Origin of the sequence: Pseudomonas sp. ML96, from assembly GCF_000761545.1 — a bacterium.
Lineage (GTDB): Bacteria > Pseudomonadota > Gammaproteobacteria > Pseudomonadales > Pseudomonadaceae > Aquipseudomonas.
Map to the genome: position 1 here is coordinate 140,847 of NZ_JPMY01000011.1, position 24,270 is coordinate 165,116.

Annotated in this window: 21 protein-coding genes; 8 read left to right on the forward strand and 13 right to left on the reverse strand. The window is 61.5% G+C overall.

The genetic code is table 11. The features are described from left to right. The first annotated feature begins 26 nt into the window (after positions 1-26). On the forward strand, positions 27-770 hold the full coding sequence (locus IP89_RS09435) for a tetratricopeptide repeat protein (RefSeq protein WP_371261941.1): 744 nt from the start codon (positions 27-29) through the stop codon (positions 768-770). Positions 771-817: 47 nt separating this feature from the next. On the opposite strand, the gene IP89_RS09440 is transcribed toward IP89_RS09435, so the two are convergent. From IP89_RS09440 to IP89_RS09455, 4 genes are all read right to left on the reverse strand, one after another. Further along, the gene (locus tag IP89_RS09440) at positions 818-1,981 is read right to left on the reverse strand and encodes a type III PLP-dependent enzyme (RefSeq protein WP_043309189.1); all 1,164 of its coding nucleotides are present in this window, start codon (positions 1,979-1,981) and stop codon (positions 818-820) included. 366 nt (positions 1,982-2,347) lie between these two features. Continuing rightward, the gene (locus IP89_RS09445; RefSeq protein WP_043309190.1) at positions 2,348-4,297 is read right to left on the reverse strand and encodes a TonB-dependent receptor domain-containing protein; all 1,950 of its coding nucleotides are present in this window, start codon (positions 4,295-4,297) and stop codon (positions 2,348-2,350) included. 87 nt (positions 4,298-4,384) lie between these two features. After that, positions 4,385-5,713 (reverse strand): sensor histidine kinase, encoded by a 1,329-nt coding sequence (locus IP89_RS09450; protein WP_043309191.1) that lies wholly within the window; start codon positions 5,711-5,713, stop codon positions 4,385-4,387. Further along, entirely contained in the window at positions 5,710-6,408 is a 699-nt protein-coding gene (locus IP89_RS09455) for a response regulator transcription factor (RefSeq protein WP_043309192.1), read from the reverse strand. The genes IP89_RS09450 and IP89_RS09455 overlap by 4 nt, the downstream gene beginning before the upstream one ends. Before the next feature lie 209 nt (positions 6,409-6,617). Between IP89_RS09455 and IP89_RS09460 the strand changes: the two genes are divergently transcribed. After that, on the forward strand, positions 6,618-8,201 hold the full coding sequence (locus tag IP89_RS09460) for a peptide chain release factor 3 (protein ID WP_043309193.1): 1,584 nt from the start codon (positions 6,618-6,620) through the stop codon (positions 8,199-8,201). Between the two features lie 57 nt (positions 8,202-8,258). On the opposite strand, the gene IP89_RS09465 is transcribed toward IP89_RS09460, so the two are convergent. Further along, entirely contained in the window at positions 8,259-8,864 is a 606-nt protein-coding gene (locus IP89_RS09465) for a PolC-type DNA polymerase III (protein ID WP_043309194.1), read from the reverse strand. Positions 8,865-8,873: 9 nt separating this feature from the next. After that, positions 8,874-9,353, reverse strand: a complete 480-nt coding sequence (locus IP89_RS09470) for an NYN domain-containing protein (RefSeq protein ID WP_043309195.1) — start codon at positions 9,351-9,353, stop codon at positions 8,874-8,876. Positions 9,354-9,463: 110 nt separating this feature from the next. Here IP89_RS09470 and IP89_RS09475 point away from each other — a divergent pair, with 110 nt between their 5' ends. Both IP89_RS09475 and IP89_RS09480 read left to right on the forward strand, forming a co-directional pair. Then, positions 9,464-10,138 (forward strand): membrane protein, encoded by a 675-nt coding sequence (locus tag IP89_RS09475; RefSeq protein WP_043309196.1) that lies wholly within the window; start codon positions 9,464-9,466, stop codon positions 10,136-10,138. A gap of 70 nt (positions 10,139-10,208) precedes the next feature. Further along, positions 10,209-10,643 carry a VOC family protein gene (locus tag IP89_RS09480; RefSeq protein ID WP_043309197.1) on the forward strand — a complete coding sequence of 145 codons (435 nt, stop codon included), beginning with the start codon at positions 10,209-10,211 and terminating at the stop codon, positions 10,641-10,643. Between the two features lie 9 nt (positions 10,644-10,652). On the opposite strand, the gene IP89_RS09485 is transcribed toward IP89_RS09480, so the two are convergent. Further along, the gene (locus tag IP89_RS09485; RefSeq protein ID WP_043309198.1) at positions 10,653-11,384 is read right to left on the reverse strand and encodes an ABC transporter substrate-binding protein; all 732 of its coding nucleotides are present in this window, start codon (positions 11,382-11,384) and stop codon (positions 10,653-10,655) included. Positions 11,385-11,631: 247 nt separating this feature from the next. On the opposite strand from IP89_RS09485, the gene IP89_RS09490 reads away from it, so the two are divergent. After that, positions 11,632-12,360 carry a transporter substrate-binding domain-containing protein gene (locus IP89_RS09490; protein WP_043309199.1) on the forward strand — a complete coding sequence of 243 codons (729 nt, stop codon included), beginning with the start codon at positions 11,632-11,634 and terminating at the stop codon, positions 12,358-12,360. Here the strand turns inward: IP89_RS09490 and hrpB are convergent. After that, positions 12,357-14,876 carry an ATP-dependent helicase HrpB gene (hrpB, locus tag IP89_RS09495; protein WP_043309201.1) on the reverse strand — a complete coding sequence of 840 codons (2,520 nt, stop codon included), beginning with the start codon at positions 14,874-14,876 and terminating at the stop codon, positions 12,357-12,359. The genes IP89_RS09490 and hrpB overlap by 4 nt on opposite strands. A 188-nt stretch (positions 14,877-15,064) precedes the next feature. Between hrpB and IP89_RS09500 the strand changes: the two genes are divergently transcribed. Continuing rightward, positions 15,065-15,481 carry a hypothetical protein gene (locus IP89_RS09500; RefSeq protein ID WP_043309202.1) on the forward strand — a complete coding sequence of 139 codons (417 nt, stop codon included), beginning with the start codon at positions 15,065-15,067 and terminating at the stop codon, positions 15,479-15,481. Between the two features lie 55 nt (positions 15,482-15,536). After that, positions 15,537-16,412, forward strand: coding sequence for a cation diffusion facilitator family transporter (locus tag IP89_RS09505; RefSeq protein WP_043309203.1), 876 nt, complete (start codon positions 15,537-15,539; stop codon positions 16,410-16,412). A gap of 33 nt (positions 16,413-16,445) precedes the next feature. Here the strand turns inward: IP89_RS09505 and azu are convergent, their stop codons facing one another. The 4 genes from azu to IP89_RS09515 form a co-directional block, all read right to left on the reverse strand. Next, positions 16,446-16,895 carry an azurin gene (gene azu / locus IP89_RS09510; RefSeq protein ID WP_043309204.1) on the reverse strand — a complete coding sequence of 150 codons (450 nt, stop codon included), beginning with the start codon at positions 16,893-16,895 and terminating at the stop codon, positions 16,446-16,448. A gap of 402 nt (positions 16,896-17,297) precedes the next feature. Beyond that, positions 17,298-18,644, reverse strand: coding sequence for a transposase (locus IP89_RS23315; RefSeq protein ID WP_156115014.1), 1,347 nt, complete (start codon positions 18,642-18,644; stop codon positions 17,298-17,300). Then, entirely contained in the window at positions 18,644-20,659 is a 2,016-nt protein-coding gene (locus tag IP89_RS23705; protein WP_256203125.1) for a transposase, read from the reverse strand. Before IP89_RS23705 ends, IP89_RS23315 begins: the two co-directional genes overlap by 1 nt. Continuing rightward, the gene (locus IP89_RS09515) at positions 20,656-21,615 is read right to left on the reverse strand and encodes a hypothetical protein (protein ID WP_043309205.1); all 960 of its coding nucleotides are present in this window, start codon (positions 21,613-21,615) and stop codon (positions 20,656-20,658) included. Before IP89_RS09515 ends, IP89_RS23705 begins: the two co-directional genes overlap by 4 nt. Before the next feature lie 701 nt (positions 21,616-22,316). Between IP89_RS09515 and IP89_RS23890 the strand changes: the two genes are divergently transcribed. Beyond that, positions 22,317-23,297 carry a TniQ family protein gene (locus tag IP89_RS23890; RefSeq protein WP_081963209.1) on the forward strand — a complete coding sequence of 327 codons (981 nt, stop codon included), beginning with the start codon at positions 22,317-22,319 and terminating at the stop codon, positions 23,295-23,297. Positions 23,298-23,930: 633 nt separating this feature from the next. On the opposite strand, the gene IP89_RS23000 is transcribed toward IP89_RS23890, so the two are convergent. Next, a partial coding sequence (locus IP89_RS23000) for a calcium-binding protein (protein WP_305809615.1) occupies positions 23,931-24,270 on the reverse strand: 340 nt, incomplete at its 5' end.

The window sequence follows — 24,270 nt, forward strand, 5'->3', positions numbered from 1 at the left end:
GCCCCGAGATAGTTGAAGTCGACGACTTGCCGGCATTGCTCAACAGCTCCGCGCAAACGCGAGCGCGCCTGGTGATTGCCGCTGCTCGGCGCGGTGAGCTGGAAGCTCAGGTCATGCTGGGTCAATTGCTACTCCAGGGTCAGGGCATCGAACGCGATACCAAGCTGGCACTGACTTGGTTCCGCCTCGCCGCCCAGCGCGGCTCAGCCATGGCTGACAACATGCTCGGCCGTTGCCTGGAACATGGCTGGGGGGGCCCTAGCGACCTCGCCGAAGCAGCCCGGCACTATCAACGAGCGGCCCAGTCTGGGCTGGACTGGGGCCTGTACAACCTGGCCAATCTGGTATCTACCGGGCGCGGCCTGACATGCGATCCAGAAGCAGCCTTCACGTTGTACCAGCGGGCTGCAGCACTGGGACATGCCAAGTCGATGAACCTGCTCGGACGTTGCTACGAGGACGGCCTGGGCGTTACGCGTGACAGCGCTGCCGCGCTGCTCTGGTATCGCCGCTCTGCTGAGGCAGGAGACTTTCGTGGGCAATTCAGCCTGGCCGGCGTGCTGGCGGCGCTGGGCCAGATCGCCGAGGCAGAGCACTGGCTACGCCTGGCGCTGGAACACGGCAACTTGAATTTCTTGCGAGTGGCTGGCCGCAACCTGCTGCAGGTCGACGTAGTTCCACTACGTGCGCTCGCTCGGCCTTATCACCAACGCGCCGCCGAGCTTGGCGATGCTAGTGACCAGGCAGCTCTCGCAGCATTGGATGCCTGAAAGCAAGAGCCCCGCACAAGGCGGGGCTCCAGGGTCACCAGTTCAACTCAGAGGTAGAACGCCTTCAGCGGCGGGAAGCCGTTGAACTCCACCGCGCTGTAGCTGGTGGTGTAGGCGCCGGTGGACAGCCAGTACAGACGGTCTTCGGCGGCCAGGTTCAGCGGCAGGCCGTACTTGTAGTTCTCGTACATGATGTCGGCGCTGTCACAGGTCGGGCCGGCGATGATGACTTCTTCCATCTCGCCCTTGCGCTCGGTCCAGATCGGGAACTTGATCGACTCGTCCATGGTTTCGATCAGGCCGCTGAACTTGCCCACGTCGGTGTAGATCCAGCGCTCCACGGCGGTACGCGATTTACGCGCGATCAGCACCACTTCGCTGACCAGGATACCGGCGTTGGCGATCAGCGAACGGCCCGGCTCGAGGATGATTTCCGGCAGCTCGTCACCGAAGTCTTCCTTGAGGAAGCGGGTGATTTCCTCGGCGTAGGTCTCCAGGTCGTTGGTGCGCTGGATGTAGTTGGCCGGGAAGCCGCCGCCCATGTTGATCATCTGCAGGGTGATGCCGTCTTCTTCTTTCAGACGCTCGAAGATCACCTTGACCTTGGCAATCGCCGCGTCCCACACGTCGATGTCGCGCTGCTGCGAGCCGACGTGGAAGGAGATGCCGTACGGCACCAGACCCAGCTGCTTGGCTAGGATCAGCAGGTCCAGGGCCATGTCCGGGTTGCAGCCGAACTTGCGGGAGAGCGGCCAGTCGGCGCTGGTCGAACCCTCGGTGAGGATACGCACGTAGACCTTGGCACCCGGCGCGGCCTTGGCGATGTTGCGCAGGTCGGCTTCCGAGTCGGTGGCGAACAGACGCACGCCCTTCTCGAAGAAGTAGCGAATGTCGCGGGCTTTCTTGATGGTGTTGCCGTAGCTGATGCGCTCCGGGCCGACGCCGGCGCTCATGACCTTGTCCAGCTCGTAGATCGAGGCGATGTCGAAGTTGGAGCCCTTGTCACGCAGCAGCTCGGTGATCTCGATGGCCGGGTTGGCCTTCACCGCGTAGTAGATCTTGGCGAAGGGGAAGCAGTTGACCAGCTGATCGTAGGAATTGGAGATGGTCTGTTTGTCGATCACCACGAAAGGGGTTTCCTGCTGATCGGCAAACGCCTTCATGCGCTTGAAAGTTTCGGGTGCGAAATAGTCTTCGACCTTGATCGACATGCTCGGGACTCCATATGGCAAAACACATTATTGAAAAGAGGGAGTGGCTCTAGGTTCGAGCCGCGAACGCCTGATCAGTTTCCCCACTTTGGTTCGCCTACTTCCCAAGGCATGTCGCCGATGACTTTTGCACTGCAAAAGCCTCTCGTCGTCAGTACTTGAGCCGGATGGATCGTTGCCAGCATGAGCGTTCGGGCGCGAACTTTAGGACCAAGATTCCGTGTTAGCAATCAAAAGTTGCCGCAGTTTTGCACTCGGTTGTCGCTTGTCCGATTGATTGTTTTTTATCCCAAACGAAACGTCAGAAATGCTGCACAAAAAAGGCCCGCGGGCGAGTGCCGGCGGGCCTTGGCATAGCTTGATGAATCAGATGCGCAGGGCCACGCCCAGACGCAATTCACGACCCGGCTCGTCGGAGCCGCGCACACCCTCGTAATCGGTGATGTGCTCGAAGTCTTCGTTGCTGGCGTGGTCCAGGTAAGTCTTGTCGAAGACGTTCTTCAGGGTCAGGGTCAGCGCCAGGCGGTCGCCCTGCATCGGCTGCCATTCGGCGTAGAGGTCGTGCACGCCGTAACCCGGTTTGTCGACTTCACCGACGCCGGTGTCGAGGCCGTCGATGGCCTGCACGAAGCGGCCCTGCCAGCCGAACGACAGGCTGTCGCTCATGCGGTAGTCGGCGAAGGTGGTCCAGGTGTCGCCGATGCTGGTGCCCAGGCCGTTGTACTCGTAGACGTTGAGGCGCTCGCCATCGACGCGGGCGTCGTTGTGGTGATAGCTCAGGCCGACGCTCAGGCGCTGCCAGTGGTAGGCACTCTGCAGCAGCACGCCCTTGCTCTTCAGGTCGCCGACATTGACGTACAGGTTGGGCCGGCCGAGCGGATCGGCGATGGCGTCCTCGATGCGGGTGACGTAGCCCTTGGCCGACAGCTCCAGGCCGCCGAGGCGGTATTCGGCGCCGACTTCGCTGGTCTTGGCCTTTTCTGCCTTGAGGTCCGGATCGTTGCCAGAGGAATCCAGCTTGAACGCATCGCGCACCTGCGGGCCGCGCAGGGCCTCGGCGTAGCCGGCAAGCAGGGCCAGTTCCGGGGTCAGCTGGTAGCGCAGGCTGAGGTTGGGGCTGACGCCGTCGTCGTCGAAGCTCTGTTCGTCGCGATCATCCAGCTCGTAGCGGTCATAGCGCAGGCCGGCGCCGAGCAGCAGGCGCTCGGTGACCTGGTAGGCGTCCTGCAGGTAGAGGCCGGTGACGTTGCCGGTCTCGCTGTCCAGCGAGCGGTCGCCGGCCGGGCCTAGGGTGCCCTTGTCGTCGCGGTAGTCGACGCCGTAGGTCAGGCTGTGGTTGCCGATGTGGCTGGTGTTGCGCAGGTCGAAGCCGTCGCTGCGGGTGGTGCCGTAGTACAGGCCGAAGCGGCCGTCCTGCTCCAGCTCGGTCTCGGTGTGGTAGGCGGTCAGCTCGGTATCCAGCAGCGGGTTGTCCTTGGACTGGAAGGCGTAGTTGAGGGTCCAGGTCTCGCGCTCGGTGCTCAGCGGGTACAGCGGGTTGAAGCCGCTGACGATCCATTGCGGGCGCTGGGTGCGCTCGCCGTCGTCGTGGCGCTGCTCGTAGCTCAGGCGCAGGGTCTGCTCCTCGCTGAGCTTGCCGACCAGCTTGGCGTAGCCGAGCTTCTGCCGTGCGCCGGTGCCGAACACGTCGTCGTTGTCGCCGTTCTCGTAGTCGTTCTGGTCCTGGTAGCTGCCCACGGCCAGGGCCGACCAGTCCTCGTTGAAGCGGCCGAACACGCTGGCGCTGGTCTTGTAGCCTTCGCCATTGCTGAAGTAGCCGCTCTTGAGCAGCGCACCGGCCTGCTCGCCCTCGCGTAGCAGGTCGTCCGGGTCCTTGGTCACGAAGCGGATGGAGCCGCCCAGGGCGCCGGGGCCGGCGGTGGCGTCACCGGTACCGGCCTGTACCTCGGCGCGTTTGAGCAGCTCCGGCTCGATGCCGATGCGCCCGGTGTGGTGGAAGGTCTGCCCGGCCTGCTGGGCGCCGTCGATGCTGATGTTCAGCAGGGTGTCTTCCATGCCGCGCAGGTAGAGCTTCTGCGCCACACCGGCGCCACCGCCGACGGTGACCTCGGGGTTGGACTCGAACACGTCCTGCAGGTCGGTAGCCTGGAAGTGCTCCAGTTGCTCGGCCTCGACCGTCTCGGCGCGGTCGGTCTGGCCGCTGATCTCGGCGGCCTCCAGTGCCAGGGCCGGGTCTTCTACCTCGGCGGCCTGGGCCAGGCCGGCCGCCAGCATGGCGGCGGCGAGCAGGGAAAGACGGAAGGGGCGGTACTGCATGGGTTGGGCCTCGACTCAGATGTGAATATTTCTCAACTGAGAAATGTTCGCCTCAAGCCGAGCGGGAGTGAATCACTTTTACAACTGTTACGCGCCCGGTAACTGCAGCTCCAGCTGCAGGCCGCCACCCGCCAGGTTACGCGCCAGGATGCGCCCGCCGGTGGCCTGCACCTGGCGTTCGGCCAGGGCCAGGCCGAGGCCGAAGCCGGCGCGCTCGCCGGAGACGCGGAAGAACGGGCGGAAGATGCGCTCCAGCCACTGCTCCGGCACGCCCGGCCCCTGGTCGGTGACGGTCAGGCGGAAGCCCCGTTCGCCCGGCTCCAGCGCCACCCGCACCTCGCCGCCCGGTGGGGTGTGATCCAGGGCGTTGCGCACCACGTTCTCGATGGCCTGGCCCAAGGCCCGCTGGCTGGTGCCGGTCAGCGGTGCCTCGCCGGGCAGCTCGGCGACCAGGCGGCGGTCGGGGAATTCGAAGCGCGCATCGTCGAGGATGCTGTCGACCAGTTCGGTGAGGTCGAGGGTCTCGTCACGCAGCTCGGGGCGCTCGTTCTCCAGCCAGCCCAGGGTCAGGGCGTCCTCGACCAGGCGGCGCATCTCGCCGCATTCGCCACGGATGCGCTCGAGCAGGCGGTCGTTGCCCGGGTCCTGCTCGGCCAGGCTGACCGCCATCTCGATGCGCGTCAGCGGCGTGCGCAGCTCGTGGGACATATCGGCCAGGCGCTGGCGCTGGTCGATGATCAGTTGCCCGGTGCGCTCGGCCATGGCGTCGAAGGTCGCCGCCAGGCTGGCCAGTTCGTCGTTGCGCGAGCCGAGCAGCGAGCGCACGCGCACGCCGTAGCCGCCCTCGGCGAACTGCCGGGTAGCCTGCTCCAGGCGCCCGAGTGGCTGCATCAGGTGGCGATAGAGCAGCCAGCACACGCCCACCAGCATGGCCAGCGGCACGACGAACTGCAGCAGCAGCCAGACCTGGTGCCAGTACAGGCCGGGACGCATGCGCTGCGGCAGGATGATCAGGAAGTGGGTTTTGCCGTCGGCGAACGGCAGATCCATGATCGGGTTCTCCGGGAAGTACAGGTGGATCTTCCAGGACACGTCGCGGCCCAGGCTGAAGCCTTCGGTGAAGCGCTCGTTGAGCACGCTGCCAGCCAGCGGGTGCACCTCGGACTCGACCACCGCGGCCCAGGTCTGCTCTTGTTCCTGCAGGGTGGCCAGCCAGCGCGCCAGCGCCTCATGATCGCCAGCCCGGTACAGCGCCTCGGCCTGGGCGCCGTAGTGGCGCAGGGTCTGCTGGTGCTCGGCATCGATGAAGCTCATGCGCTCCTCGGTCTGCCAGGCCAACCGGGCGATCAGCCAGAACAGCAGCACGCTGCCGACGGCGATGACGATGCACAGCTTCCAGAACAGTTGCCGTTTCATGCGAAGGCGTACCCGCGGCCGTGCAGGGTCTGCAGGCGGTCGGCGCCGAGGCCGGCCTCGACCAGGCGCCGGCGGATGCGGCTGACGTGCATGTCCAGGCCGCGGTCGTAACTGCTGTATTCGCGCTCCAGCACCACGCGATACAGGTACGGCTTGCTCAGCGCCTCGCCGCGCTGGCTGACCAGCTGCCAGAGCAGGCGGAACTGGATCGGCGTCAGGGTCAGCTGGCATTCGCCGACCCGCGCCTGCTGGGCGTGGCGATCCAGGTGCAGCTCATCGACCTGCAGGCTATTCGGCTGCCCGCCCCTGGCGGCCTCTGCTGGGCGGGTGCGGCGCAGCACCGCGTCGATGCGCAGTTGCAGCTCGGTGATGTTGAACGGCTTGGGCAGGTAGTCGTCGGCGCCGTGGCGCAGGCCGCGAATACGTTCCTCCTCGGCGCCACAGGCAGTGAGCATGATCACCGGCGTCTGCTGCTGTTCGCGCAGGCGACGCAGCACCACCAGGCCGCTGATATCCGGCAGCAGCACATCGAGCAGCACCAGGTCGGGCTGCTCCTCCAGCGCCATGGCCAGACCGTCCTCGCCCAGGTGGCTGCAACGGGTGGCATAGCCCTGGCCGCGCAGCAGCTCGCCGAGCTGGGCGCACAGAGTGGTGTCGTCCTCGATGATGAGGATGCGGGCCAGGTGGTGGGTCATAGCGTGGCAGTTCCGACTCGGATCTAAAGAGAACGATTCTCATGCAGAAAGCCCCCGCCTGGGAAGAGCAGCTACCTTTTGCTTTACTACCGACGGAACGCCCGGCGCCCGGCTCGGCCAAGACCCGCGAATATCGTTATAATCCCGCGCTTTTCGGGGCGCCCGGCCATGTTCGGCGCCCGCCAACGATTCCAGCCAGGCACCCACACATGACCATCCAGGCCGCCGAAGTCGCCAAACGCCGTACGTTTGCGATCATCTCCCACCCCGACGCCGGTAAGACCACCATCACCGAGAAGCTGCTGCTGATGGGCAAGGCAATCGAGGTTGCGGGGACCGTGAAGTCGCGTAAATCCGACCGTCACGCCACCTCCGACTGGATGGAGATGGAGAAGCAGCGCGGTATCTCCATCACCACTTCGGTGATGCAGTTCCCCTACCGGGCGCACATGGTCAACCTGCTCGACACCCCCGGCCACGAAGACTTCTCGGAAGACACCTACCGCACCCTGACCGCAGTGGACAGCGCGCTGATGGTGCTCGACGGCGGTAAGGGCGTTGAGCCACGCACCATCGCCCTGATGGAAGTCTGCCGCCTGCGCGATACGCCGATCGTCAGCTTCATCAACAAACTCGACCGCGACATCCGCGACCCCATCGAGCTGCTCGACGAGATCGAGGCGGTGCTGAAGATCAAGGCCGCGCCGATCACCTGGCCGATCGGCTGCTACCGCGACTTCAAGGGCGTCTACCACCTGCACGAAGACAAGATCATCGTCTACGTGCCGGGCCACGGCCACGAGCGCACCGAGCAGAAAGTGATCGAGAAGCTCGACTCCGACGAAGCCCGCGCCCATCTGGGCGACATGTACGAGCGCTTCCTCGAAGAACTGGAGCTGGTCCAGGGCGCCTGCCACGAGTTCGACCAGCAAGCCTTCCTCAAGGGCGAGATGACCCCGGTATTCTTCGGTACCGCGCTGGGTAACTTCGGCGTCGACCAGGTGCTCGACTGCATCGTCGACTGGGCCCCGCAGCCGCTGTCGCGCGCCGCCCACGAACGTGTGGTGGAGCCGGTAGAAGAGAAATTCAGCGGCTTCGTGTTCAAGATCCAGGCGAACATGGACCCGAAACACCGCGACCGCATCGCCTTCATGCGTATCTGCTCCGGCAAGTACGAGAAGGGCATGAAGATGCGCCACGTGCGCATCAAGAAGGACCTGAAAATCGCCGATGCCCTGACCTTCTTCTCCAGCGAGCGCGAGCAGCTGGAAGAGGCCTACGCCGGCGACATCATCGGCCTGCACAACCACGGCACCATCCAGATCGGTGACACCTTCAGCGAAGGCGAAGTGCTGGGCTTCACCGGTATTCCCCACTTCGCCCCGGAACTGTTCCGTCGCGTACGCCTGAAGGACCCGCTGAAATCCAAGCAGCTGCGCCAGGGCCTGCAGGAACTGGCCGAGGAAGGTGCGACCCAGGTGTTCTTCCCCGAGCGCAACAACGACATCATCCTCGGCGCCGTCGGTGTGCTGCAGTTCGATGTGGTCGCCAGCCGCCTGAAGGAGGAATACAAGGTCGAGTGCGCCTACGAGGCGATCAACGTCTGGTCGGCGCGCTGGATCGAGTGCAGCGACGAGAAGAAGCTCAAGGAGTTCAAGGACAAGGCCTACGAGAACCTGGCGGTGGATGGCGGCGGCCACCTCACCTACCTGGCGCCGACTCGCGTGAACCTGAGCCTGATGGAAGAGCGCTGGCCGGATGTGAAATTCCGCGCCACCCGCGAGCACCACTGATACGCATCTGCTGCACAAACGCCCCGGCCCTGCCGGGGCGTTTCGTTTCAGCTCCGTTTAAACGCTTGCGCGCAGCAGCGCGCGCACCTTGGCCGCCGATAGCTTCTGCAGGCCGCACAGGTAGTCGTGGTCGGCGCGGATATCGTGGCGCTCCCACAGCAGCGCCTGCAGGTGCAGGGTCAGGTTGGCCGCCATCTCGGCGTCGGCCAGTGCGCGGTGGGCCTGGCCGGTGCTGGGCAGTCCGACCCAGCGATTGAGATTGCCCAGGCTATGGCTCGGCGCCTCCGGCAGCAGGCGCCGCGAGAGCAGCAGCGAGCAGGCGAAATCGCGACCACGACGACGGCCGAGCAGGCCCAGTTCGGCATCCCAGAACTTCGCGTCGAACGCCGCGTTGTGCGCCAGCAGCGGCGCATCGCCGATGAACTCGGCCGCCTCCGCCATCACCTGCGCCACCGGCGGAGCACTGCGCACCATGGCGTTGCTGATGCCGGTCAGTTGCTCGATGAAGGGCGACACCCAGGCGCCGGCGTTCATCAGGCTCTGGTAGCGTTCGACGATGCGCCCGTCCTCGATCATGGCCACGCCGACCTCGGTCGGGCGCGCGCCCTGGGCCGGCGACATGCCGGTAGTCTCGAAGTCGATCACGGCGATACGTTCAGCCATCGGTCTGCCTCAGTTCTTCAACAACAGGGCGCCGTCGACCGGCACGAAGCGGTCGGCGGCGCGAATCAGCGAATGGGCGGTGAGCCCGTCGACGCCATACACGGTGCAGCTCACCCCGCTGCGCGCGCGCACACGTTCGAGCAGCAGGTCGAAGTCACCGTCACCGGAGGCCAGCACCACCTCGTCCACGCGCTCGGCGGCCTCCACCACATCCAGGGTGATACCCACATCCCAGTCGCCCTTGGCCGAGCCGTCGCTGCGCTGGATATAGGGTTTGAGCATCACCTCGAAACCGAGGTTGCGCAGGATTTGCTGGAACTGGCGCTGCTTGGCGTCACCACGGTCGATGGCATAGGCACGCGCCTCGACGATCTCGCCCAGCGCCGCCACCTGGCGCCACAGCTCGGCGTAGTGAAAATGGCAGCCATGGGCCTGGCGCACGGTGTAATAGAGGTTCTGCACATCGGCGAACAGGGCGATTCTTTTCACGAGACTGGGCCGGACGAAAGGAGCGGCATTATGCGCTATTGGCCAGCATGTTCGTTGCCCCCGGCCATCGGCTAAAGTGACTTCATGAAGTACTGCCGCGATGCCTGCCGATGAATCCGTTGACCGTTCTGCGTGACTCCTTCCACTTCTTCAGCCGCCACCTGGTCAGCATCGCGCCACTGTGCCTGCCGCTGATCGCCGTCGAATGCCTGGTGCGCGCGCTGGTCTCGGGGCTGGCCGATGCGGGGCATGTACCGGCCTATGAACTGCTGGTCGGGCTGTTCTTCTATCCGCTGTACAGCGCCGCGCTGATTCTCTATCTCGACGCCCGCAGCCAGGGCCAGCGCCCCAGCGCGCGCAACCTGCTGGCAGCCGCCGTGCAGATGTGGCCGCCGTTTGCCGTGTTGGCCGGACTGACCACCCTGCTGATCATGCTCAGCGGCGCGCTGTTCCTGCCGCTGGCGCTGTGGGTGATGGTCAAGCTGGCCTTCGCCGAATACTTCCTGGTGCTGCGCGGCGCTTCGCCGCTGCAGGCCATGCGCGAGAGTTTCCTGCTCAGCGTCGGCCACTTCTGGTCACTACTGGCCTGCGTGCTGCTGGTGATAGTGCCGCTGTGGCTGCTCGACGACTGGACCCTGCAGCTGCTCGGCGAGCAGACGGACATGGTCGGCAGCCTGCTGCTGGATATCGTCAACGGCTTCCTCCAGCTGTTCTCCAGCGTGGTGCTGTTCCGCTGCTTCATGCTGTGCAGCCAGCAGCCGACCGAGGACAGCCACAGCAGCTGACCGCCTCGCCAGGAAAACCCGCTCGCGGCTGCTAGGCTTGGGACGTCCACCTATCCAGGGAAGAATGAACATGCCTGAGCAGAACCCCAGCATCCTGTCCCACGTGTCCATCGGCACCAACCAGTTCGACAAGGCCGTGGCCTTCTACGACCAGGCCCTGGCCGCCCTTGGCTGCAAACGCATCCTCGAACACCCCGGCGCCGTGGCCTGGGGCCGCGAGTATCCGGAGTTCTGGGTGCAGACGCCGATCGATGGCCAGCCGGCCAATGTCGGTAATGGCACCCACTTCGGTTTCGTCGCCCCGGACAAGCAGTCGGTCCACGCCTTCTACGAGGCCGCGCTGGCGGCCGGCGCCAGCCCCGATGGTCCGCCCGGCCCGCGCCCGCACTATGGCGAACCCTACTACGGCTGCTTCGTCCGCGACCTCGACGGGCACAAGATCGAAGCGGCCTACTGGGACATGGAGTTGGTCTACGAGCTGTATGTCGAACCGCACGAGCACTGAGCGCACCGGTCAGCGATAACGCCGCGCGACCGCCGCCATCCTGCCGTCCTGCAGCATCCGCTGTAGGGCTTGCGCCAGTATCTGGCGCTCCGCTTCGCGGCCACTGGCCCGCGACAGACCGATATACAGGCGGGTCTGCACCGGCGGCTGGTAGGCCAGCTTGGTCAGCTGGCGCGCCAGGCTGGGGTCGAGCAGTTGGAAGTCCACCTGGCAGTCGGTGCCGATCATCAGCTCCACGCGCCCGCGTAGCTGCATCTGCAGCAGCTGCTCTTCATTCTTCACGCCGACCTTGATCAGGCCGGGGTCCGAATCGAAGGGTTCGAAATAGGCCGAGCGCAACACGTAGCCGATGCGCAGGCCATTGAGCTGCGCATACTGGTCGATAGCCGCCGCGCGTTGCGGCGGGCCGTACAGGCGCGGCGCGCAGGCGTGGTAGGCGGGTTCCAGGTAGTCGATGTATTGCTCGCGCTCGGCGGTGCGGGCCAGGCCGGTCATCAGGTCCGCCTGGCCCTGGCGCATCTCTTCCAGGGCCCGCGCCCAGGGCAGCAGGCGCACCTCGAAGCGCAGACCGGTGCGGCGCTGCAGTTCGTCCAGCAGGTCGATGTCCAGGCCTTCCAGCTTGCCGCCCGCGCCCTGCATGCGGAACGGCGGCCAGTAATCGGTGACCACGCGCAGCGGCTCGCCGACCTGCTGGGCCCAGGCGCAACCGCTGAACAACAGGAGAACGAGCGCGCGCAGCATGGTCTCAGCGGACCGGCCGGGGCGGCGTAACGCGCGCGGACTGCAAGGCGAAGGGCTGGCGATTCATGGGCTCTCCCGATTCTGCCAGGCATGGTAACCCAGGGCGCAGCCGCTTCGCTAAGCCCCGTGAGCGACGCCCTGAACGCCCCCTTCGCAGGCCATTTTCGACCGCTGGACAAAGGCCGTGGCTGCCGCCATGCTCAGGCCCAGAACGAACAACAAGACGGCTCTAGCCGCGCGGTAAACAATGCGCAGAACCCTCCTTCCTGCCCTGCTGGCATGGCTGTGCTGTGCCGGCGCCCAGGCCGCAGAGCCGACCGTCAGCGTCGGCTATTACGAATTCCCGCCCTACTCCTGGACCGACGAAGACGGCAAGCCGCGCGGCTCCATCCTCACCCTGACCGAACGCCTGCTGCGCCACGCCGGCTACCGTGGCGAATACCGCTCACTGCCCAATGCGCGCCTGTACGCCGCTCTGCGCGACGGCAGCGTGCAGCTGTGGCCCGGCGCCGGCGGCAAGGAGGAACTGGCCGGGCACACCTTCGAGGCACGGCAGAGCATCGGCGAGTTCGCCTTGGCCCTCTACCACCTGCAGGACACCCCGGCGCCCAGCATCCCCGACAGCCTGCGCGAGCGCGGGGTGATCGTGATCAGCGGCTACAGCTACTGGAAGTCGATCAACGATCTGCTGGCCGACCCGGCGATGAACATCAGCACCCATCGCACCAGCACCCACGCCTCGGCCCTGGCCATGCTGCTGCGCAAGCGCGGCGACTACCTGCTCGACTACCAAGCCCCGGTGGAGCAGGTGCGCCGCGAGCTGGGCCTGTCACCACTGCCCTACACCGTGCTGCAGCGCCTGCAGCTGCGTCTGGTCGCCTCGCGTCATGCCACGGGCAGCCAGCGCCTGCTCGACGACCTGGACCAGGCCTACCAGCAACTACAGGCCAGCGGCGCCGACCTGCGCCTGGACTAGGTGCCGCGCGGTTTGGCCCGCGCCGTCGGCTCGGCCACCAGCGGATCATCAGGCCAGTAATGCTTGGGATAGCGGCCCTTGAGATCCTTCTTCACCTCGACATAGGTATTGGCCCAGAAGCTGGCCAGGTCCTGGGTCACCTGCACCGGGCGGCGCGCCGGCGACAGCAGGTGCAGCAGGACGATCTGCCGGCCGCCGGCGATGCGCGGCGTGGCCGCCAGACCGAACAGCTCCTGCAGACGCACCGCCAGCACCGGCGGCGACTCGGAATAATCGATGCAGATGCGCGAGCCCGACGGCACCTGCAGCGCCTTGGGGGCGAGTTCGTCGAGGCGCTGCGGCAGCGGCCAGGGCAGCAGGCCCAGGAGGATGCTCGGCAGGTCGAGATTGGCGAAGTGGCTGAGGCGGCTGACCTTGCCCAGATACGGCAGCAGCCAGTCCTCCAGCGTCGCCAGCAGCGCGGCGTCACTCAGGTCCGGCCATTCGCTGTCGCCCTTCTGCTGCAAATCGAGGTCGCGCAGCAGCGCCACCCGCGCCTGCCACTGACGCAACTCGGGCGTCCAGGACAGCAGCTCCAGGCCCTTGCGCCGTACCAGACCGAGCAGCGCGCAGCCACGGGCGGCCTCGTCCAGTCCGGTCAGCGCCTCGCGGCTGAGCACCAGCTCGCCGACCCGGCGCTGGCGCTCGGCCCGCAGCACACCCTCGCGTTCGTCCCACTCCAGCTCCTCGCGCACGCTCACCTGTTCGGCCAGCACCGAGTCGAACAGCGCCGGATCGAGGTCGGCCGCCAGGTAGATACGCTCCTCGCGCTGGCCCTGGCGGCTGCCGAGATCGGCGATCACCAGCCACTCGTGCTTCATCAGCGCATCCGGCTCGCCGAACAGCGCGGCGCGGCCATTGGCCAGACGATAGTCGCCGCCCCCTGCCTTGCGCTGGCGGGCGACGCGATCCGGGTAGGCGAAGGCCAGTAGCGCGCCGAGCCAGCGTGGATGCTCGGGGTCGGCCACCGCCTCATCGGCCTTGCCACGCAGATAGGAGCGGAACTGCCGGGCCAGCTGGCGGGCGCGCTGCACGCCGCCACGGGAGCCACCCGATACACGCGACTCGCCAGCCAGCAGACTCATGCGACTGTGCAGGTCGGCACCACCGCCACGCAGGATATCGCGCTCGCCGAGCAGCGCCGCCAGGTCCGCCGCCAGCGCGCCGAGGCCCAGGGCCTGGCCGCGCAGCAGCAGGTGGGCGATGCGCGGATGGGCCGGCAGTTCGGCCATGGCCTGGCCGTGGTTGTTCAGCGCGCCGCGTTCGTCCAGCGCACCGAGGCGCGCCAGCAGATCGCGACCCTGGGTGAAAGCGGCGACCGGCGGAACGTCCAGCCAGGCCAGCTCGGCAGGCTCTACGCCCCAGCGCGCCAGCTGCAAAGCCAGGCCGGCGAGATCGGCCTGAAGGATTTCCGCCGCGCCATAGGCGGCCAGTTGTTCGTGCTGGGTCTGCGACCACAGCCGATAGCACACGCCCGGCTCCAGGCGCCCGGCACGGCCGGCGCGCTGGGTGGTCGAGGCGCGGGAGATGCGCTGGGTGTCCAGGCGGGTCATGCCGCTGGCCGGGTCGAAGCGCGGCACCCGCGCCAGACCCGCGTCCACTACCACGCGCACGCCATCGATGGTCAGGCTGGTCTCGGCGATATTGGTGGCCAGCACCACCTTGCGCTTGCCGGCCGGCGCCGGCTCGATGGCCGCGCGCTGGGCGGAGAGCTCCAGCTCGCCGTGCAGCGGGCAAAGCAGCACCTCGGGGCGGTTGCCCAGGCTCTCCTGCAGCTGCTCGTTGACCCGGCGAATCTCCGCCTGGCCAGGAAGAAACACCAGCAGGCTGCCACTCTCGTCGGCCAGCGCCTGCAGCACGGTCTGGGTGACCCGCTGTTCGATGCGCTCACCGGGCTGCCAGGGCGCCCCCCAGCGCCTCTCCACCGGGTGCATGCGCCCCTCACTGGAGACCACTGGCGCATCGCCGAGCAGCGCGGAGAGGCGTTCGCCATCCAGAGTCGCGGACATCAGCAGGACCTTGAGCGGCTCGTCGCGCAGCAGCTCGCGGCCGTTGAGGGTCAGCGCCAGGGCCAGATCGGCGTCGAGAGACCTTTCGTGGTACTCGTCGAAGATAACCAGGCCGACGCCTTCCAGCGCCGGATCGTCCTGCAGGCGGCGGGCGAGGATGCCCTCGGTGACTACCTCGATGCGGGTCCGCGGTCCGACCTTGCTGTCCAGGCGGATGCGATAGCCCACCGTCTCGCCGACCTTCTCGCCCAGCTCGCTGGCCAGGCGCTCGGCCGCGGCGCGTGCGGCCAGGCGGCGTGGTTCGAGCATGAGAATGCTCTGCCCGGCCAGCCAGGGCTCGCCGAGCAGGGCCAGCGGCACGCGGGTGGTCTTGCCGGCACCGGGCGGCGCCTCCAGCACGGCCTCGTGGCGTTCGGCCAGGGCGGTGCGCAGGGCGGGCAATACGTCGTCGATGGGCAGGCGGTTCATGGGCTCTCCGAAACAGCCGGCGATTATAGAGGCTGTCACCGCGGCATTCGCCACGCGCATTGCGCCACGGTCCGCCACCAAAGTCCGCGGATGAAGTGGCAACACCTAGTCGAACCGAAGCGCGGTGCCGGGCATCCAACTGCAATGACGGCCTTGGTATAGTGCCGCACCATTTCCAGGAGGTGCCCATGCGCATGCATTCCCGCGTTATCGGCGGCGTTCTCGCCGCGACCCTGCTGACCCAACTGTCGGCCTGCGGCACGCTGTTCTTCCCCGACCGCCGCGGCCAGATCGAAGGCCAGGTCGACCCGGTGGTAGTCGGTCTGGATGCCATCGGCATCTTGTTCTACGTGATCCCCGGCCTGATCGCCTTCGGCATCGACTTCGCCACCGGCGCCATCTACCTGCCCAACAACCAGTACTCGGTCGCCCCGGAGAAACTGCGCGAGGCCATCGGCGAAGACGGCCGCGTCGACAATGCCAAGCTCAAGGCCATCCTCTACCGCGAGCTGGGCCGTGACCTGCCGCTGGACGACCCGCGCCTGATCCAGCACAGCGGCAGCGTCGAGCAACTGGCCGCCTACGGCCTGCGTCCGGCCGCCTGATGGTCGGGGCGCCCAACACGCGGTTGCGGCGCCCTTGCTTCCCTCTCTCGCCATCATGAGCATCGCGCCACAGCACGCCCGCCTGCTGCGCCAGGCCACGGCGGCAGCCCTGGCCACCGCGCTGCTGCTGGCCGCCGCCAAGGCCGTGGCCTGGTGGCTGAGCGGCTCGGTCAGCCTGCTCGCCGGCCTCACCGACTCACTGCTCGATGGCGCCGCCTCGCTGCTCAATCTGATCGCCGTGCACTACGCCCTGCGCCCGGCCGACGAGGATCATCGCTACGGCCACGGCAAAGCCGAGGCCCTGGCTGGCCTGGCCCAGGCACTGTTCGTCGGCGCCAGTGCGGTGCTGGTGGCCGTGCAGGCCTGGCAGCGCCTGCACAACCCTGAGCCGCTCGGCGCCCAGGCCCTGGGTATCGCGGTGATGCTGCTGTCGCTGGCGCTGACCGTCGCCCTGCTGCTGTTCCAGCGTCATGTGGTACGGGTGACCGGCTCCACGGCCATCCGCGCCGACTCGCTGCACTACCGCTCGGACCTGCTGCTCAACGCCGGCATCCTGCTCGCCCTGGTGCTGGCGGCCTATGGCTGGCAGCAGCTGGATGCGCTGTTCGGCCTGGGCATCGCCGCCTATATCCTGTGGAGCGCGCTGAGCATCGTGCGTGAGGCGGTGGCAGTGCTGATGGACGAGGAGCTGGCACCCGACGTCAGTGAGCGCATGCACGCCCTGGCCTGCGCGGTACCCGGCGTGCTCGGCGCGCATGACCTGCGCACGCGCATCTCCGGCACCCGCTGGTTCGTGCAATTGCACCTGGAGTTGCCCGGCGAGCTGTCGCTGCGCGAGGCGCATGCACTGTGCGTGGCGGTGGAGCGGGCAATCCGCAACGAGTTTCCCCGCGCAGAAGTGCTGGTGCACGCCGACCCACGGCCGGCGTGAGGGAAGGCCCGGCGAACGCCGGGCCGATGCCGATCAGTCGACCAGCTTGAGCTCGCCCTTCATCAGGCCGATGTGGCCGGGGAAGGAGCAGAAGAACTCGTACGGCGTGCCGGCTTCCAGCTTGGCCACCTCGAAGCTGGTGGTCGCGCTCTCGCCGCCACCGATGATCTTGGTGTGGGCGATCACCCGTTCATCGCCGGGCTTGAGGTAGTCGTTGTCCAGGCCGGCGGCGATGCCGTCGGTGGCTACCGCCTGGGCGTCGGCGGTCTTGCTCAGCACCCAGTTGTGGCCCATGGCCGTCTTGGGCATGGCGCCGGTGTGCTTGAGGGTGACGGTGAAACTCTTGCAGCTCTTGCTGACGTCGATCGACTTGGTCTCGAACGTCATCTGGTCGGTGGAGTGGACTTCCACCGCACATTCGGCGGCGAACACCGGCAGGCTGGCCAGACCGAGGGCAGAAGCGACCACGAATTTACGCAACATCGACTTTCTCCTAATGGGCAGTTAGCCCCTGCAGACTGCCACCCGCTCGCGGCACTGCCCATGGGTTGCGGCAACCGGTCACAGGCCGACCGAACAGCCACACAACCACGCTCAAAGCCAGATAACACGGGGCTTTGCGGGGAGTGATGGACACCTGTGAGGGTGATCACTGGAAATTAAATCTGTCGCAAATTGCTACGGAATACGCGGCCTGCAGAGGCTCTAAAGAAAAACAAAGTCTGTCGCAGGTCAGTCCGTAGCCCAGTTTTCGGAAATTCAAAACAAATAAAGTCTGTCGCCATACAAAAACTATAGAAATGATGAAGATAGAGGCAGTCCGTAGCGAACTGATGCGCCATCACCGCTAGAGGAGATCAATCGCGCGATTATGCTCTCGCAAGCTCATCTATTACGACGCGATTTAGAGGCCCCGGAAGGCAAACCCTCGAGGAGAGCCTCGAAATTATTTCCCAAGTCCTCTGCAGTGGCCGCAGGTACCGACTTTGCACCTCGTGGACGGCCAGATTTTTGCCGGCCAATAGGATCCTGCTCTTCTCTCAGATTATCCAAGATGACTCTCTCAGATGGGCTTAGCGAGGACGTAAGAACCCTCTCAGTCACGCGCTCGTCTCTTTGAGACGTAGCCATTGTTACAACATTACTTTGCACATCTTTCGGAAGGTCAAATGGGCAAAGAAGGTCCTTTCTAGATGACTTCCCCGTGACTGCTATACGGTTTAGCTCCTCAACGTCCCCTCGACTGGAAGTAAATTCAAGTGATTTATATGCGCGCTCAATATCCGATACAACAATAGAGCTTCTACCTAGCGCACGCGCCTCCAGATATGCAATACATATAAGATGAACCGCAAGACGCTTCAGGCCAAAACTGTATCTATGTAGAACGAAAACAAGATCATCCACCACTGCGGAGAACGAACAACCACCAACCCGTACACACTCAAAAACGAAATCACGCCAGTCCTGGCTATCAGCCTTTTCCGGAAGCATAAGCTCGGGAGAGCTTAGAATACGTTGCTTATTCTCCGCGCGCCCATCCTTAAACTTATGAATCAAACTATAATTCGACACATAAACTACAGGCACCCCTATTGAAGCAAGCGTCAGTATCATATCTGCCGCCTTAACTGGACCACTGCCAGATCCTAGGCTCTGCGTTTCGTCTAATAACAGAATAGACACTCCATCTCTTGCGGAGCGCCTTGCGCATTCGCCAATTAGTTTTGCAGTGTCCCCAGGAATACGCTCACCACCAAGTAATGCGACTAATGCCTGCTTCCCCCCTGCAACCCCACGAGCACTTATATACCAACTAGAGCAAGCCTCAACCACACCATCCAGATGCTTCATCTTCAAAATATATTTATCCGGAAGAGCTTTACGTAAAGCATGAATAGTTCCGCTCTTTCCGACTCCAGCCAAGCCCGTTAAGCAGACTGGAAAGTCCTCCCCCCGCTCATGACTATAGATCCGAGACACATGATCTCGCTCAGACGCATAAAACCTCTCACTATACATCTGAGCCTTATTTATCATCCGCGCAATAAAATCTACGGAAAACTGACCCGGGATATATATTTTCTTAATACTCTGGCGAAGAAATTCAGCTCCAACATGAGGATCTACTGCACTTAAATCCCCCAGCGCCTCTGGGCGAACCGTAACTCGCTGCCTAATTCGATCAGGATCACTTAACCCATTAAACCTAGCCACCAGACCATAAGCCATTATTTCTTACCTAGAAAACGCTTATAATCTGCCTCATCACGAACTGCAGCCTTATCTTTTGTCTGCCCATTTTTTTTGTAAACGCCACCATCCCAGTCTTTTCCGGTCTCATCTTTTAACCGGTTCCTGTAGAACATCTGCGCTCCAAGCCTTATGTCTTCCTGCTCACGGGCAGCCTTCTTTCGGGCCTGATCTATTTCTTTCAATTCTCCCAAGCTTATGAAGGCAGACCCAGGAGCGGCAGCAACTGGAATTATTGCGTCAAGCTGGTACATTTCGCCTTCGTACTCAATCCATATATATCTGACGCACATTACTAGAACGTATACCTCTACAGATACTCTACCTGTCCTAGCCACATCGTCGAATATCCCAGTTTGTGCAAACTGGGGGGACCTATATCGGCGATTGTAGAGATACACTGCATCTCGTTGAATTGTGGCAGGGTGCTTGCTGAGAAAGCGCCTTACCGCATCATCAAACGGAATCCCTACGCCACTATTTCTAAAAAGGTCATCCATGTAGCCCCAGATACCATTCGGCGTCGCAGGCACTTCTGCAAGGTACATCTCCTCTAGCATTCGCCCACGGGCATCAGAGCCAGCGTTATCTAGCAATACCTGGATAATCTCTCGCTTACTCATTTCCACAAAATTCTTATCGCTGTGAAATGCCCCCAGATCATCGTCATTCTGCTTTTCTCTGGGGTGAGATGACTCTACTGTTGCTTTAGACTGCGGGGAGCGAGATGGAGGAAGGGTAAGAGTACCTAGCCACTCAATTTCATCATCCACTTGGTAGCTCGAGCCAGGCCCACGATCAAATAAAATATTGTCGGTTAAACCGATGCAAGGCCATTCATCGGGGTCAATATTTAGCCCAAAAAGACTACAGAAAGTAACCTTATCGATCGCCATCGAGAAAAGCGCCATTCTATAGGCTTCTCGATTTTCAGTGCCTTCAGCAAAGCCTATTCCTACAATCGCTCCAGACATAACACAAACAGCTCTAACCACACAGAATCCATCAACAGCGCTGCCCTCTATCACACCTTCCAATTTTTCAGTGATATTGTACCCATCAAACTCAACGCGCTGATTAAGGTTCATTACTCGATCAGAGAACTTACCCTCATAGCCAGATTCAGCTCTTGCCTTGCGCTTCCCCTTAAGCTCTTCAGCTCTGACACGCGCATCTGTTAGCTTGCGAACCCAATACCAAAATTGGCCGGGCGATGGATACGGCAAATTATCAGGCTGAATTATTCGATAACGAATTACTCCACGACGGCGCCTTGGCAGTTCAATGGCTACACATTCAAAGGAATCGCAAACAGATTTAGTATAAATTTCATCCGCCGAGCCAGTTTGAGAGCGAAACTTTACGTAAGCCTTTTTAATTTTTTCCTTCATTTCTTTGGTAATATTGCACCCAAAGTTGCGCCCCTTACTAGACGGCCTTCCAAATTTATTGAGGTATGGCTTAGCCTCTCTATTCCAACGCCCAGCCAAGTGAAATCGCGGCATTAACGCCTTACGACCAAATATCAAGTATGAGTAAAACCAAAGCTTTAATCTTCCTGAGTTCTGCTCTGGCCTCGACGCTTTAGCGTAAGCATTGATTATTGAATCAGAATCCCCTGAAGCCAGTATCTCTGAGCGTTTATCCACTAGCTCAGCAAAGGCTAGATATCTAGCGTCCATTCGTTCAGCATAGCTTTTCTTTGCACTCTTCCGCTTACGCTCCAATTGCTGAGTCGAAAGAGGGCTTACCGCCTTCAACCATGGCGGATAATGATCACCCTCAACCACCTTTAATTTCTCCGCTCTCAAAGCCTCTTCAAAATCCTGACGCGGCAGAGCAATAATCTGAGTTTTAGTGGAAGATGCGCTCTCGACAAAACAAACCAAAATTACTTTGTTACTTTCCCAGTTATTTCTCAGAAAGTAATAGATACAGTCATTTGGCATAGCACCGAAGCCGCTAGGTGCTACAAGCCTGGTCCCAATGATCATTTCGCCCCCCTTTCAAACAGGGAGGCATAGACATCTATTACGTCTCTTCCTGCAAGGTCTAATGGGCGATCTATGGCTATTGGACTAAACATGTCCACCAGCAATCGCCTACTCCAGATGTCCTGATAGAAACGCGCAATGAATTTGTCTCGATTGTCCCAGCGTCTTGAAAACATTTTGACTACCAATGCCGCAGGGTTTCCCGCCTCAAGGGCACGCTTTACTTTCGCAGTAAAGTCGCTCAAAAGAGCCTCATCCATACCCAAATTACGATCATGAAACCCGTAAAGCAGATCCAAGTTAGAAATCACTTCCTTATCAAGCAACCCGGTAAAAACCTGCTCAGTTCTTATCCCTGCATCTTGATAGTATTCTTTCTCCAACAAGTGCCTTCCTTGCTCAAGATCACGATCCCTCTTCTGCTGAGCAGGTGTTTTAGTCTTTTTACGCCTCCGCTCTTCAAAATCCATCTTGGAGGACTTCACCGACCAATTCACCGCATAAGGGATGCCATCAGCATCAATTAGGTATATGAGCAAATCTCCAACATAGGGAAATGGAAGCCTCACCTTATTGCCGCTTTCACTTGAGATTATTTCGTAGTGCTTGAACCCAATACGCCCTGCAACGTCCAGCGTGCCCTTTATTGACGGAAACTCTAGCCCGATCGCCAATGGGTGGCCCCATAACGGGTGCATACAAGGGGTTGGGGAGAGCATCTTCTGCTCATGCAAATCCAGCAGTCGCGGATGATATAAAGCCAACTGAGCGAACACTCGCTCCCCAGTTGAAAGCAGATGCAATGTTCTACCCAACTTACGGCTATTCATGCGACTAACGGAGGAGATCTTTGGAGCTTCTCCTGTTGTGGCCTCAATGCATGGTGCATATTGATCAAGCCACTTGAACTTGCCTTGGCGCTGCAGCATCCGCATTAGCTTTAAGAACATTCTCATATTGTTCTCCCATAGCCCAAGCCATGCACCGCATATGGCTAGATATATCAATCGCCATAACGAGCGGGCACAACCAAGCCTCACCGTTTACGTGAATATTTTTTTAGGGATGAGCGGAACCAGTGCAGGGCTTGACACCCTGCACCGTGATATAGAGAATGGGGATTGTCAGGTGAGCAATTCTGACGTACCTCAAAGGCCCCGGGTTCGCCCCCGCGGGCCTTTTCTCTATCTGGCGGTTCCTAGAATAATTAGTTAACCGTCATCTTAACTCCCGATATAAGCCCTAACTCTTATGGCCGGCTTGGCCATCGCTAATAATTTGGTTTCTGAAGCCCCCGCGACGGGCGATGAACTTTAGGGGCCAACACTAACAGCCATTTATCGTACAGCCAGCAAGCACATACTGACAACAATAATTAAATTGCTGAAGATCTAAGAACTGGCAAGGCGTTCCAAGCTAACTTCGCCACGGCATGCAACTAAGCATTCGGCAGTGGAACGCCTACACTGCTACCCCCCAGAGCAACTTCTGCAAAGCTCGCTACCCAGACGGGGACTGTCCATCTGAGCTAGTTCCAGGCTGGAACTCTCCGCCTGAGCTAGTCCCAGACTGGGACTGAGCTCGACATTAGGCACTTGTCCCAGACTGGGACAAGTCAGCCCACGCGGGAAACCCGCGTAAAACAAGGGCCCCGCTCATGAGCACACCTTTTTCGCACTGCGAAATCCCCCCCATAGCAGCACATGTTCGCTGGCTTCCGGACGAAACTTTTTTCAGCCTCTGCAGCCGCGAAACTGTATTTCAATGTGGCCAGTCTGAACTTTTTGGCTCAGTTCTCCAGGGCGCCCAACCAGACTTTCCCTGCAACTTGAACATGTTCGATGCCCTGACCCATAGCTGCTGGGGAGATATCGACTCAATAATAGAAGATCACACCATATTCCCGTCATTTAGGCCATTTATCACAGCAGATTCGGCTCGAATGCTGGCTCTAGCCATGAAAGAGTGGCGACTGGGAAACATCAGAGCTCGACTGGGGCTCACAACCAGCAGATTTGGAACGGACCTATCGCTGAAAGCATGCCCTGACTGCATTCAGTCAGATGCATCACTGCATGGCGTAGCGTACTGGCACCTCAAGCATCAGTACCCCGGCGTACTAATCTGCCCCGATCACCAGGCACTACTTCTGCAATACAACCTAGGGCAGCGATGGGCCGGAAGTCGCTTCACTTGGATTTTGCCCGGCGAAAAGGCGTTCAGTCCGTTATCGGCAGACACCACTAGCGCCGCGTGCCAGGAACTACTGCTGTCGCTGGCCACTAATGCCATGGATCTAGCAAAGATAGGACTGACGAAAGCCTTTGATAGCCCGCGCGTAATGTGGACATATGAACGTGCGCTAGCCGATCGCTTCCCTGCCGATAGCGGTTACAGCGAAAGGCATGCCGCTGAATCCTTCCTTGTGTTCGCAAAGCATCTACGCCCATTTAGGCCTCTGCACCACCTACCTAGCTCTGAGGCAACCTCGCTAGCCTTTATCCGCTCACTTCGCAGGCCACAGCATCAGCAGTGGCACCCCTTGAAGCACGTCCTGCTGATCACATGGCTCGTAGGCAGCCTTGGTGCCTTTTCAGCCGCTTATGATTTATGCAGCTTGCCGCCCGGCTCGAGTTGAAGTTTTCGCAGTGCGAAATCCATCCAGCTCAATGCCTGCGACTCAAGTAGCCCGAGCACCTGCAGGCAACCTGCTCCACCCTAACAGCCGTGGCTACCACAGCGATAAGCTTGTCCCTTACCTCAAAAGCTTGGCTCGGGTGCACGCCGTGATTAAGGGCAAGATCCAAGGCCTCCTGCTGACTGTTTAGACGCCTGGTCCAAACCTCATAGGGCTGGGTAAATACGTCGATGAGACCAACCTTCCTTTGCATACACATCCTTACCTGGAGAATTTTGATGCTTGGTGCCCGCCCAGCGGGATCAGCCTGCGGACAGCAATTACATCGAGTTTACGTCTGGATTGTTATCGCGGGACAAGCTTCATAGGCACAGAGCCAGTACGGCTGAATCCGTCAGATGCGACACCACACCTGGCAAGCGGACGGGAGAATGTAGTCGACTGCAGCTACCCGATGCGAAGGGCTGCATTGGGTCGCCCTCTGGCAGTCACGATCATCAGAAAACGACGCCCCGCGACAGGCAGCTATCGGCCACAAGCGGTCACTCGCGAAATTGCATACGTTCGCTAATCTCTCGACTGCAAAGCAGAAGGCCCGGCAAGTGCCGGGCCTTCTGCTTTTACTGAGAACGCTTATTGCCAGTTGGCAGCGATAACCACATCCAGTTGCTGACGTTGCTCGGCAGATAGATTGCCCTCGCCCCCAGCAGGAACACCAAATGAAGCCATAGCATTCACCAAGTTTTGCACTTGACTCGCTGTCAACGCGCGTCCGTCTGCAATCTGGAACTGCTCTATTTGGTAGGCACTTCCCGAGTACCAGTTCTTAATGCTGACACTATCGCCAGCACCAATAACCTGGAGTTTGAGATCACTCCCGGAGCGGCTTAACCATAGATCCTCAGCGCCAATATCACTACCAAAGCGCAGCACATCGGTATGGGCATAGCCGTTTTCAGTCTCGGTGATGGTG